Annotated in this window: 11 protein-coding genes and 2 pseudogenes; 7 read left to right on the top strand and 6 right to left on the bottom strand. The window is 72.6% G+C overall.

The window, feature by feature from the left end; genetic code table 11:
* Positions 1-27 precede the first annotated feature (27 nt).
* The 4 genes and pseudogenes from C6376_RS01185 to C6376_RS01170 form a co-directional block, all read right to left on the bottom strand.
* A pseudogene (locus C6376_RS01185) lies at positions 28-537 on the bottom strand (hypothetical protein); the annotation flags it as partial.
* Positions 519-1,262: an ABC transporter ATP-binding protein gene (locus C6376_RS01180; protein ID WP_107441691.1), complete on the bottom strand. Its 744-nt coding sequence runs from the start codon at positions 1,260-1,262 to the stop codon at positions 519-521. The gene C6376_RS01180 and the pseudogene C6376_RS01185, both read right to left, overlap by 19 nt.
* Positions 1,263-1,465: 203 nt before the next feature.
* Entirely contained in the window at positions 1,466-2,830 is a 1,365-nt protein-coding gene (locus C6376_RS01175) for an aspartate aminotransferase family protein (protein WP_107441690.1), read from the bottom strand.
* Between the two features lie 19 nt (positions 2,831-2,849).
* On the bottom strand, positions 2,850-3,368 hold the full coding sequence (locus C6376_RS01170; protein ID WP_057580545.1) for an Lrp/AsnC family transcriptional regulator: 519 nt from the start codon (positions 3,366-3,368) through the stop codon (positions 2,850-2,852).
* Positions 3,369-3,548: 180 nt separating this feature from the next.
* On the opposite strand from C6376_RS01170, the gene C6376_RS01165 reads away from it, so the two are divergent.
* The 7 genes from C6376_RS01165 to C6376_RS01135 all read left to right on the top strand — a co-directional run bounded on the left by C6376_RS01165 (position 3,549) and on the right by C6376_RS01135 (position 9,903).
* Positions 3,549-4,997 carry a gamma-aminobutyraldehyde dehydrogenase gene (locus tag C6376_RS01165; protein WP_107441689.1) on the top strand — a complete coding sequence of 483 codons (1,449 nt, stop codon included), beginning with the start codon at positions 3,549-3,551 and terminating at the stop codon, positions 4,995-4,997.
* Positions 4,998-5,346: 349 nt separating this feature from the next.
* Positions 5,347-5,706 carry a Tat pathway signal sequence domain protein gene (locus C6376_RS01160; RefSeq protein ID WP_107448711.1) on the top strand — a complete coding sequence of 120 codons (360 nt, stop codon included), beginning with the start codon at positions 5,347-5,349 and terminating at the stop codon, positions 5,704-5,706.
* On the top strand, positions 5,703-6,398 hold the full coding sequence (locus C6376_RS01155; RefSeq protein WP_107441688.1) for a class F sortase: 696 nt from the start codon (positions 5,703-5,705) through the stop codon (positions 6,396-6,398). The genes C6376_RS01160 and C6376_RS01155 overlap by 4 nt, the downstream gene beginning before the upstream one ends.
* Positions 6,395-6,892, top strand: coding sequence for an RNA polymerase sigma factor (locus C6376_RS01150; RefSeq protein WP_107441687.1), 498 nt, complete (start codon positions 6,395-6,397; stop codon positions 6,890-6,892). Before C6376_RS01155 ends, C6376_RS01150 begins: the two co-directional genes overlap by 4 nt.
* Positions 6,876-7,421: a hypothetical protein gene (locus C6376_RS01145; RefSeq protein ID WP_107441686.1), complete on the top strand. Its 546-nt coding sequence runs from the start codon at positions 6,876-6,878 to the stop codon at positions 7,419-7,421. Before C6376_RS01150 ends, C6376_RS01145 begins: the two co-directional genes overlap by 17 nt.
* 68 nt (positions 7,422-7,489) lie before the next feature.
* Positions 7,490-8,011 carry a hypothetical protein gene (locus C6376_RS01140; RefSeq protein WP_107441685.1) on the top strand — a complete coding sequence of 174 codons (522 nt, stop codon included), beginning with the start codon at positions 7,490-7,492 and terminating at the stop codon, positions 8,009-8,011.
* A gap of 194 nt (positions 8,012-8,205) precedes the next feature.
* Positions 8,206-9,903, top strand: a complete 1,698-nt coding sequence (locus C6376_RS01135) for an RNA polymerase sigma factor (RefSeq protein ID WP_107441684.1) — start codon at positions 8,206-8,208, stop codon at positions 9,901-9,903.
* 114 nt (positions 9,904-10,017) lie between these two features.
* On the opposite strand, the gene C6376_RS01130 is transcribed toward C6376_RS01135, so the two are convergent.
* Together C6376_RS01130 and C6376_RS01125 are read right to left on the bottom strand one after the other, a co-directional pair.
* Positions 10,018-10,704 (bottom strand): glycerophosphodiester phosphodiesterase, encoded by a 687-nt coding sequence (locus C6376_RS01130; RefSeq protein WP_107441683.1) that lies wholly within the window; start codon positions 10,702-10,704, stop codon positions 10,018-10,020.
* 72 nt (positions 10,705-10,776) lie between these two features.
* Positions 10,777-11,884 (bottom strand): annotated as a pseudogene (locus C6376_RS01125) (adenosine deaminase).
* Between the last annotated feature and the right edge of the window lie 61 nt (positions 11,885-11,945).

Here is an 11,945-nt window from a genome sequence, read left to right as displayed (position 1 = left end):
CGGGTTCGCCCGGGCCGCCACGCGCGCGTCCCTGGGGCGGAGCATCAGCGCCACCGTCACGGCCGAGGCGGCGGGGACCAGCGAGAGGAGGGTCAGCGCGGCCGGCAGGGGCAGCGGGCGGCTCGCCGCCAGGAAGTCGCTCGCCACCCCGTCGAACGGCATGCCCGTGAGGTCGCCGCGGAGGTGGAGGAAGAGGAGCAGGGCCAGCATCGACCCGAGCAGCGTCGACAGGACCGTCGTTGTCGCCGAGACGACCATGAGGCGGGTCGGCCCCAGGCCGATCGCCGCGAGGCCGGGGCGTGGACGGGTCCCGGGATCGGTGCGGGCGACCGCCCGGGCGAGGTAGACCGTGGCGGCCAGGGGAGCGGCACACCAGGCGAGCCGGAGCGCGGCGGACGCCGGCGCCTCGGGGTGGGTGAGCGCGTGGCCGAGAGTGCTCAGCAGGAGGAAGCCGGTGCCCGCCGAGGCCGCCGCCACCAGGAGCCGGCGGAGCTGGACGGTGGGGTGGGCGCTGCGGGTCAGACGGAGAGCGAGCACGCGGCTTCCCGGCCTTCCGGCTCCGTGACCGGCGGCAGATGGACCGTGTCGACCCGGCGCCCGTCCAGCAGGGTGACCGTGCGGTCGGCGAGTGCCGCGGTCTGCGTGTCGTGGGTGGCGAGCACCACGGTGATGCCGTGCGCGCGGGCCGCCGAGGTCAGGGTGCGCAGGACGTGGACGCGGTCCGCGCGGTGGAGCGACGCGGCGGGCTCGTCCGCGAAGAGGACCGAGGGGGCCGGGGCCAGGGCCCGGGTGATGCACACCCGTTGGCGCTCGGCCCGGGTGAGTTCGTGCGGTCGCAGCCGGGACCGGTCGCCGATGTCCAGGCGTTCCAGCCATTCCAGTGCGGCGGCCTTGGCCCGGCGGCGGCTGGTGCCGCGCAGCATGAGGGGCAGGGCGGCGTTCTCCCAGACGTTCAGCTCGGGGACGAGGAGGGGGACCGGGTCGATCCAGCCGAAGCGGTTCCGGCGCAGCCGTTCGCGGGCCGAGGGGCGCATCATGTGTACGGGGACGCTGTTGAACCAGACCTCGCCGTGGGAGGCGCGGACGAGTCCGGACAGACAGCGCAGCAGTGTCGTCTTGCCACTGCCACGGGGCCCGCTGACGGCGAGGATCTCGCCCTCCCGCACACCCATCGAGACGCCGGCCAGCCCGGGGGAGCCGTCGGGGTGCGTGAAGTGCAGGGAGCGTGCCCAGAGCACGTCGTTGTCCGGCGGGGCCTCCATGGGCGTACACCTCGGTTCAGATCTGTGGTTCCCGTGCCGATCCCCCGAGCGGGGGAACGAAGGCAGGGTCGATCGGTCACTGGCACGCTAGGCAGGCGACGGTGGGAGGCCGGACAGCACACGGCCCCGGACCGCCGATTCTCACTCGAACGGCAGACTCCGGGGCCGGTGTTGATCAGCTGATCAGGCTGACGTCGTGGACGTCACAGCTTGGTCCACGCCTCCGTCAGGGTGGCGCGCAGGATCTGCTCGATCTCGTCGAACGTCTCCTGGTCGGAGATCAGCGGCGGGGCCAGCTGGACGACCGGGTCGCCGCGGTCGTCCGCACGGCAGTACAGGCCGTTCTCGAACAGGGCCTTCGAGAGGTAGCCGTAGAGGACGCGCTCGGTCTCCTCCTCGTTGAACGATTCCTTCGTGGCCTTGTCCTTCACGAGCTCGATGCCGTAGAAGAAGCCGTTGCCGCGGACGTCGCCGACGATCGGCAGGTCGTGCAGCTTCTGGAGCGTGGACAGGAACGCGCCCTCGTTGTCGAGGACGTGCTGGTTCAGGCCCTCGCGCTCGAACAGGTCGAGGTTGGCCAGGCCGACCGCGGCCGAGACCGGGTGGCCGCCGAACGTGTAGCCGTGCAGGAAGGTGTTGTCGCCCTTGTAGAACGGCTCGGCCAGCCGGTCGCTGACGATGCAGGCGCCGATCGGCGAGTAGCCCGAGGTCATGCCCTTGGCGCAGGTGATCATGTCCGGGACGTAGCCGAACTTGTCGCAGGCGAACATCGTGCCGAGGCGGCCGAAGGCGCAGATGACCTCGTCCGAGACGAGCAGCACGTCGTACTGGTCGCAGATCTCGCGCACCCGCCGGAAGTAGCCGGGCGGCGGCGGGAAGCAGCCGCCGGCGTTCTGGACCGGCTCGAGGAAGACCGCGGCGACCGTGTCCGGGCCCTCGAAGAGGATCTGCTGCTCGATCTGGTCGGCGGCCCAGCGGCCGAAGGCCTCGGGGTCGTCGCCGTGGATCGGGGCGCGGTAGATGTTGGTGTTCGGCACCTTGTGCGCGCCTGGGACGAGCGGCTCGAAGGGCGCCTTGAGAGCGGGCAGGCCGGTGATGGACAGGGCGCCCTGCGGGGTGCCGTGGTAGGCGACCGCCCGCGAGATGACCTTGTACTTGGTCGGCTTGCCGGTCAGCTTGAAGTACTGCTTGGCGAGCTTCCAGGCGGTCTCCACGGCCTCGCCGCCGCCGGTGGTGAAGAAGACCTTGTTGAGGTCGCCCGGCGCGTGGTCGGCGAGACGCTCCGCGAGTTCCACGGCCTTCGGGTGCGCGTAGGACCACACCGGGAAGAACGCCAGCTCCTGCGCCTGCTTGAAGGCCGCCTCGGCGAGTTCCACGCGCCCGTGGCCGGCCTGCACCACGAACAGGCCGGCGAGGCCGTCGAGGTAGCGCTTGCCCTTGTCGTCGTAGATGTAGGTGCCCTCGCCCCGGACGATCGTCGGGACCGGCGAGTTCTCGTACGAGGACATGCGGGTGAAGTGCATCCACAGGTGGTCGTACGCGGTGCGGCTGAGGTCCTTGGTGCTCACGGTTATCGGGTCCTCACGGTTATCGGGTTCCCCACATGTAGGTCTGCTTCTTCAGCTTCAGATAGACGAAGCTCTCGGTGGAGCGCACGCCCGGCAGGGCCCGGATGCGCTTGTTGATGACGTCCAGCAGGTGGTCGTCGTCCTCGCAGACGATCTCGGCGAGGACGTCGAACGAGCCCGCGGTCATCACCACGTACTCGACCTCGGACATGTCGGTGAGCGCTTCCGCGATGGACTCCACGTCGCCCTCGACGTTGATCCCGACCATCGCCTGCCGCCGGAAGCCCACGGTGAGCGGGTCGGTGACGGCGACGATCTGCATCACGCCCTGGTCGAGCAGCTTCTGGACGCGCTGGCGTACGGCCGCCTCCGACAGGCCGACGGCCTTGCCGATCGCGGCGTACGGCCGGCGGCCGTCCTCCTGGAGCTGCTCGATGATGGCGAGGCTGACGGCATCCAGGTGAGGGGTGCTGCCGTTCCTGGACTCGCGGGAGTCCCTGTGCTCTGCGCTTCGACTGGCCACGACGTCACTGTGCACGACAGCTCGACAGTTCCGCAAGGTCGAGGCGATGAAATTCGTTGTTTACGTGAGTGAGATCTGCGGATTCCGCAGCCATGGCGCGATCGGGGGTGTTGAAAACGTGGGCGAGCGGATTAGGGTGGGTGTCTCAGTACATGGACACCCCCAGCAGTCAGAAACCGATCAGGAGGCCCGGCAGTGAGCACCGAGCTGCGTCCGATGCGCAAACTACGGAATTACATCGCCGGTGAGTTCCGGGACGCCGCCGACGGACGGACCACCGAGGTGGTCAACCCGGCGACGGGCGAGGCGTACGCGACCGCACCGCTGTCCGGCCGGGCGGACGTCGACGCCGCGATGGCCGCCGCCGCCGAGGCGTTCCCGGGCTGGCGCGACACGACGCCCGCCGAGCGTCAGAAGGCCCTGCTGAAGATCGCGGACGCCTTCGAGGAGCGCGCCGAGGAACTCATCGCGGCAGAGGTGGAGAACACGGGCAAGCCCGTCGGGCTCACCCGCTCCGAGGAGATCCCGCCCATGGTCGACCAGATCCGCTTCTTCGCGGGCGCGGCCCGGATGCTCGAGGGGCGCTCGGCCGGCGAGTACATGGACGGGATGACCTCGATCGTGCGCCGGGAGCCGGTCGGCGTCTGCGCGCAGGTCGCGCCGTGGAACTACCCGATGATGATGGCCGTGTGGAAGTTCGCCCCGGCGATCGCGGCGGGCAACACGGTCGTCCTCAAGCCCTCGGACACCACCCCGGCGTCCACCGTCCTGATCGCCGACATCGTCGGCTCGATCCTGCCCAAGGGCGTCTTCAACGTCGTCACCGGCGACCGGGACACCGGCCGGCTGATGGTGGAGCACCCCACTCCGGCGATGGCCTCCATCACCGGCTCGGTGCGCGCCGGCATGTCGGTCGCCGAGTCGGCGTCCAGGGACCTCAAGCGCGTCCACCTGGAGTTGGGCGGCAAGGCGCCGGTCGTCGTCTTCGAGGACACCGACATCGCCAAGGCGGTCGAGGACATCTCCGTGGCGGGCTACTTCAACGCCGGCCAGGACTGCACGGCCGCCACCCGCGTCCTCGTCCAGGAGTCCATCCACGACGAGTTCGTGGCCGCGCTCGCGAAGGCCGCGTCCGAGACGAAGACCGGGCAGCCGGACGACGAGGACGTGCTGTACGGCCCGCTGAACAACCCCAACCAGCTCAAGCAGGTGTCCGGCTTCATCGAGCGGCTGCCCGCGCACGCCAAGGTCGAGGCGGGCGGCAAGCAGGTCGGCGACAAGGGCTACTTCTACGCCGCGACCGTGGTGTCCGGGCTGAAGCAGGACGACGAGATCATCCAGAACGAGGTCTTCGGACCGGTCATCACCGTCCAGTCCTTCACCGACGAGGAGCAGGCGGTGGAGTGGGCCAACGGCGTCGACTACGCGCTCGCCTCCTCGGTGTGGACCAAGGACCACGGCCGCGCCATGCGGATGTCCAAGAAGCTCGACTTCGGCTGCGTGTGGATCAACACCCACATCCCGCTGGTCGCCGAGATGCCGCACGGCGGCTTCAAGAAGTCCGGCTACGGCAAGGACCTCTCGGGCTACGGCTTCGACGACTACACCCGCATCAAGCACGTCATGACCTCCCTGGACGCGTAGCGCTCCGCCGGCCGTCCGGGTTCCGCGGACGGCCGGTCATGGTGGGGTGCGGGTGAGCTGTCGTGCCGGCCGCGCGGTCCCCGCGCCCCTTCGACGGTCGGTGCCGGGGGGTTGAGACTGGTCGCGCAGTTCCCCGCGCCCCTGGGGGAGTTCGGCCCCGGGCTGCCTGAACCGGTCCCGCCGATGCCGGGCACCCGGCCCCCGTCCCCGCCCGCCCGGCCCTCCCCGCTCGCCCCGGCCCTCGCCGCTGTTCCGGCTTTGCCATCTCTTTACAACCCGGGCCTGTGCTGTCTCGTCTCTTCGTCCGATCCGTCAACGGACCGATGAAAGAGAGCGATTCATGCGACTCATGTCCCGAACGGGCCTGGCCGGCCTGGCAGTTGCGGGCGCCGCCCTGCTGGCGGGCGCAGCGCCCGCACTCGCCGACTCGGGGACGCCCACCCCGATGCCCACCGCCCCCGGGCAGACCGCCACCCCGGCCCCCGCCGAGGCCTCCACCATGCCGACCACCGCTCCCGCCGAGTCCGGCAGGACGCCGTCGGCCGTGCCGAGCCAGGTCGGCGTGGTGCCCAGGGGAGGTGCCGGGACGGGTGTGGCCGAGCCGTCGCCCGAGGGCCACGGCGCACTGATCGGCGGCGCGGCCGCGGCGTCCGCTGCGGCCGGCGTGGTCTTCCACGTCGTACGCCGCCGGAGGGCGTCCGGCGCATGAGCCCGCTCTCCAGGCGCGCCGCGGCCCTGACGGCCCTCGCGGTGCTGCTGCTCACGGGCTGTGGCGGCGGCCCGACGGCGGCGCCCGTGCCGGACGCCGGCGCGACCGCTTCGGGCCCCGCCGCCTCCTCGGCTCCCTCCGTCTCCACCGGGCGGCCGGCGCGCCCGCCGACGCGGTCGGCGCCGGTCGGGCTGCGGATCGCGGCCATCGGGGTCGACACCCCGGTCATGCGGTTGGGGCTGGCCGCCGACGGAACCGTCCAGGTGCCTCCGGTCGAGGAGCACGACCGGGCGGGGTGGTACGAGCACTCGCCGACGCCGGGGCAGACCGGGCCGGCGGTGATCCTCGGTCACGTCACGGTCGGCCGTTACGGCGACGGCGTCTTCCGCCGTCTGGGCCGGCTGCGTGCCGGCGACCGGATCGCGGCGCGTCTGGAGAACGGCACGACGGCCGAGTTCGCCGTCACCGAGGTGCGCACCGTCGACAAGGCGCGCTTTCCCACACAGGACGTCTACGGGAACGTGGACCGCCCCGAACTGCGTCTCATCACGTGCGGCGGCCCCCGCGGCGGCGACGGATACCGTGACAACGTGATCGTCTTCGCCGTGCTGAGCGCCGGGTCGAGCACGGGATCGAGCACCGGGCCGGGCGTCGCGCCGAGCGGCTCGAACAGTTCTGCGGGAGAACGTTGAAACGCTCACGCTCGCGCGACAGGGCGGCGTCCGAGCTGTTCGCCGCCCTCTATCCACGCCTGGCCGGCTGGTGCCGCCGTCTCGTCGACGACGACGAGACGGCGCACGAGATCGCGTCGGAGGCGTTCACCCGGCTGTGGGCCCGCTGGACGTCGGTGGCGGAACCCCAGGGCTTCCTCTTCGTCACCGCCGCCAATCTCGTCCGCGATCACTGGCGCAAGCTCGAGCGGGAGCGCCGGGCCGTGCGCCGCGCCGGCGTCGAGGCCGCGATCGCCCCGCCCGCCGAACCGGCCGACCCCTCGGTGCGGATGCTCGTGCAGTCCCTGCCCGACCGGCTGCGCGTACCGATCCTGCTGCACTACTACGCTGACATGCCGATCCGGGAGGTGTCCGCGCTGACCGGGCGCAAGGAAGGGACCGTCAAGGCCGATCTGCACGCGGCCCGCGAACTGCTCCGCGCCCACCTGAGGAGAAGCCTTGATCACGCCCGTTGACGACTTCGACGACGGCCGACCGGACCTCGCGCCGGACGACCCCCTCGCCGTCGTCCTGCGGCCCGCCTCCGGCCGTCTCGCGCCGCCGCCCGGCAGCTACGAGAGCATCCGCCGCGGTGCGCGCCGCCGCCGGACACTGCGCGCCGCGGCCGCGGCCGGCGCCACCTGCGCTGTCGCCGCGCTCGCGGTCCTTCTGCCGCTGCGCCCGACCGGGGCGCCGCCGCCGGCGATCCCGCTCGCCCCGCCCCCGGCGAGCGGCCCGGCGACCGTGCCCGACCCGGCGAGCGCGCCCGCCCAGGCGGCCTCGCCCACCCCGGCCGTCGAGGACCCTACCGAGGGGGCGACCGCGACCGGAGCACCGGACGCCCGGGCCTCGACTGCTCCCACCGGCACCGCTGCCTCCACCGGCGACCGCAGCAGTGACCGGTCGCCGTCGCCGTCGCCCTCGTCGAGGACCGGGACCCGCCCGGCTCCGGCGGAGACGAGTGAGCGTTCCGCCATGCCGTCCGCCGTGGCCACGAGCCGCTGACGCGTCGTCGCGGCGCTGCCCGTGAAACAGGTTTTTGAACATGTTCAGTTTCGGCGTACGCTGCCGTCATGAGCGACAGAGCCGCCCTGCTGAAGGGCATTCGTGTCTGGTTGGCCCTCTTCGTCGTCTGCCTGGTGCTCAGCGGCGTCACGGCCTTCCCGCTCGTCCATGAACTGCGCTGGACGGAGGAGTTGCTGCGCGCGCTGTCCGTGCCGGAGCGGCTGCCCGGTGCGATGGAGTGGATCGAGCGCGTCCGGCGCGGCCTCGACACCGCCGACGCCGACTACCCGTTCCTCCTCTACGGCACGGACTGGCTGGCCTTCGCCCACCTTGTGATCGCCGTCGCGTTCTACGGCCCCTACCGCGACCCGGTCCGCAACGTCTGGGTCGTGGAGTTCGCGATGATCGCCTGCGCCGGGATCGTTCCGCTCGCGCTGGTCTGCGGACCGATCCGGGGCATCCCCTTCTGGTGGAGCGTGATCGACATGTCCTTCGGCGTCTTCGGGATCGTCCCGCTGTACGTCGTGCGCGGGAAGATCCTGCGGCTGGCGCGGATCGACCCGAACCCCTGGACGGCGCCCGCGGCGTGAACGCCGCGGCTCGCGGGCGAGGCGGGCGAGGGAGGTGAAACGGCTCGCGGGCGAGGCGGGCGAGGGAGGTGAAGAGGGGAGGGATGTGATTGGGAGGGGAGGGAAAAGTGTTATCCCCGGTTGCCGCCGCCCGTCCCCTCAGGTGTGATCTCCGACATTGCCAACCACGGGGGCCCGGCTGAGAGGGTGCGGGCATGAAGACGCACGTCGACGCCGAGACCGGGCGGCGCTGGCGCGCCACGATCGCGGCGGCGCAGGCCGGTGACCGGGACGCGCTTGACGAACTGGTGGCGGGCTGGCTGCCGTTCGTCTACAACGTCGTCGGCCGGGCCCTCAACGGGCACGCGGACGTGGACGACGTCGTCCAGGAGACCATGCTGCGTGCCGTCGGCAACCTCGGCTCGCTGCGCGACCCCGACAGCTTCCGCTCCTGGCTGGTGGCCATCGCCATGCGGCAGGTGCGTGACCGGGCCCGCCGCAGGACCGCGGCCTCCCTCGACGAGAGCACGACCCTGGACGGGACCGCCGACTTCGCCGAACTCACCGTGCTGCGGTTGCAGCTGGAGGGGCAGCGGCGGGAGGTCGCGGAGGCGGTCCGCTGGCTGGACGACGAGGACCGGCAGTTGCTGTCCCTGTGGTGGCTGGAGGTCGCGGGCGAGCTCACCCGGCGCGAGCTGGCCGCGGCCGTCGGCATCAGCCGGCAGCACGCGGCCGTGCGCGTGCAGCGGGTCAAGGAACGTCTGGAGGTCTCCCGGGGCATCGTGCGCGCCCTCGACGGCGCCTGTCCCGACCTGCGCGAACTGACCGCCCGCTGGACCGGCCGCCCCGACTCGGTCTGGCGCAAGCGGCTGGCCCGGCACATCCGAGGCTGCGGCTACTGCGACGGCGCCTGCGAGTCCGTCGTGCCGGCGGAACGGCTGCTCGTGGGGATCGCCCTGGTGCCCGTCCCGGCCGGATTCGCGGTCTCCCTCGCTCTCGGCGGGAAGACGGGGGCCGCGGCCGTCGGCACCGCTTCCGTCGGCTGGTCCGCGAAGGTGCTGACCGCGCTGACCAAGCCGGCCGTCGTGGTCACGGCCGGCGCGACGCTCGCCGCGGGCGGTGCGTACGTCGTCGTGCAGACCCCCGACGACCCGCCCGGACGCGCGGCCGTCGCGCCGACGGCGGTCGCGACGCCCGCCGCGCCCGCCGCCTCCGCGTCGGGCGGGGCCGCTCCCTCCGTCTCGCCGTCGCCCTCGCCGTCGCCGTCGAGGAGCGCGCAGAGAGCGGTGCGGTACGGCAGCGTCGTCGACGCCGTCGACCGCGCGCCCGACCCGGACACCCCGCCGGCCGCCCTGCCGGAGCGGCCTGCGTCCGGCGTCACCAGCAGCGGCGGCGGCCACGCCACCATGAACCACCGCGGGGACAGCGTGACGCTCAGCGGGCAGGGCTATGTCCTCGTGCGCTGGCAGATATCGCCCCAGTACCGGTCCGGCGCCCTGGTCATGCCGAGCTGGACCGGCCTCAGGGGCAGGCTCTTCCATGTGGCCTCCGGCGGTGGACGCCGGATGGACGACCCCGTCGGCACGGACGGGACGGCCACCGGCATGGGCGACAGGGCCACCGGCTACACCGTTCTGCCGCCTGGCGCGCAGCAGATGTGGCAGAACGAGTACTTCTACCTCACCGGCACCGTCACGCTCACCGTGAACGAGCGGGGCGCCGACTACGGCCTCAACGTCTTCCCGACGACCTGGGACGCCGTGGAGAAGGACGTCACGAGCGGCCCCGGCCACCGGGTACGGCGCTACGGGCTGGTCCGCGACACCGGCGGGGACGACACACCCGTCCCGCAGTACGCGACCCGGGAGACCCCGGCCGACCCCGCGACCGTGCCGCAGCGCTCCCGCGTGTGACGGCGGCGTTCCCGCCTCCGACGCCGGTGGCCCGCGCCCGACGCCGGGCGCCCCGAATCCGACGCCTGCCTGCGCAGTCCGGTGCCGACGTCCCGTGTCCGACGGCCGAGGGGCTCAGCCCTCCTTGCGCAGCGTGATCAGGAGGTCGACGCGGTTCGTGGTGATCGAGTCGACGCCCAGGCCGATGAGCCGCCGCAGGGAGCGCCGGGTGTCGGGGGTCCAGACGGAGAGCAGGTGGCCGTCCCGGTGGACGCGCGCGGCGAGATCCCGGTCCACCAGGGAGAAGCGGTAGTTGAGCCAGCGCGGCTTCACCGCCGCGAGCAGCGCCGGGCGCGGGGGCGCCAGACTCGTGCAGGTGAGCGCGATCTCGGCGGACGGGTCGGCGACGCGCACGGCGAGCATCGCGTCGGCGCCCGCGCAGTAGTACACCCGGTCCGCCGCACCTGCCTCGCGTACGGCGTCGACGATCCGCCGGGCCGTGCCCACCTCCCGGGTCCCGGGCAGGTCGAGCATCAGCCGGCTGCCCTCGGTCGCCGCGAGCGCCTCCGCGAGCGTCGGCACCGCGCCGGCCGTGAGCCCGCGCACCTCGGCCGCGGACAACGCGGCGAGCGGACGGTCCTGTCCCCACAGCCGCTTCAACGTCGCGTCGTGCAGCAGCACGGGCACGCCGTCCCTGGTGAGCCGTACGTCGCACTCCACGGCGTCCGCGCCCAGGTCGAGCGCGGAACGCAGCGAGGCGATCGTGTTCTCACGGAGACGGTAGGGGTCGCCGCGATGGGCCACGGCGGTCACGTTCTGCATGAGCCCATGGTGCAGGACCCGGACCCGGACCCGGCGCGGGGCACCGCACGGGGAGGGCCCGGGAGCCCGGGATCAGGGGGCGAGCCACCCGGCGGCGTACGTGTCGATCTCGGTCCGCAGCCGGGCCTTGCCGGCCTCGTCCAGGAAGGCCGCCTCGACCGCGTTCTTCGCGAGGCCGGCGATGCCTTGCTCGTCGAGGTCGAGGAGCCGGGCGGCGACCTCGTACTCGTTGTTCAGATCGGTGCCGAACATGGGCGGGTCGTCGGAGTTGACCGTGACCAGGACGCCGGCCTTCACGAACTCCCTGATCGGGTGCTCGTCGAGGGTGCGGACCGCACGTGTGGCGATGTTCGAGGTCGGGCACACCTCCAGGGCGATGCGGTGTTCGGCGAGGTGCGCGAGCAGCTTCTCGTCCTGGGCGGAGCTGGTGCCGTGTCCGATGCGCTCGGCGCGCAGATGCGTGAGCGCGTCCCACACCGTCTGCGGCCCGGTGGTCTCGCCCGCGTGCGGCGCCGACCGCAGTCCGGCTGCGATCGCCCGGTCGAAGTACGGCTTGAACTGCGGTCGTTCCACGCCGACCTCGGGCCCGCCGAGCCCGAAGGAGACCAGCCCCTCCGGTCGGATCCGGTCGTCGGTGGCGAGCCGCGTCGTCTCCTCGGCGGCGTCGAGACCGGCCTCGCCGGGGATGTCGAAGCACCAGCGCAGCACGGTCCCGAACTCCGCCTCGGCCGCCTTGCGGGCGTCCTCGATGGCGTCCATGAAGGCGCGTTCGTCGATGCCGCGCCGGGTCGAGGAGAACGGGGTGACGGTCAGCTCGGCGTACCGCACCTGCTGACGGGCCAGGTCCCGGGCGACCTCGTAGGTGAGCAGCCGGACGTCCTCGGGGGTGCGGATGAGATCGACGACGGACAGGTAGACCTCGATGAAGTGGGCGAAGTCCGTGAACGTGAAGTAGTCGGCGAGGGCCTCGGGGTCGGTGGGCACTTTGGAGTCGGGGTGCCGGGCGGCCAGCTCGGAGACGATGCGGGGGGACGCGGAGCCGACGTGGTGGACGTGCAATTCGGCCTTGGGCAGCCCGGCGACGAAGGCGTGCAGATCACGGGCGCCGGCCGCCGCCGCGGCGGTGGGGCCGGCGGGCACGCCGGAGCGGGGGGAGCCGGGTGCGGCGGCTGCCGAGGATGCGTCGAGGCGGTCGGTCATGGGGTCCTCCCCGGGACGGCGCCCCGGGCCGGGCCGGACGG

Origin of the sequence: Streptomyces sp. P3, assembly GCF_003032475.1 — a bacterium.
Taxonomy (GTDB): domain Bacteria; phylum Actinomycetota; class Actinomycetes; order Streptomycetales; family Streptomycetaceae; genus Streptomyces.
Note: the sequence above shows the minus strand (reverse complement) of the source record. Positions and strands in the feature narration are given on the sequence as shown.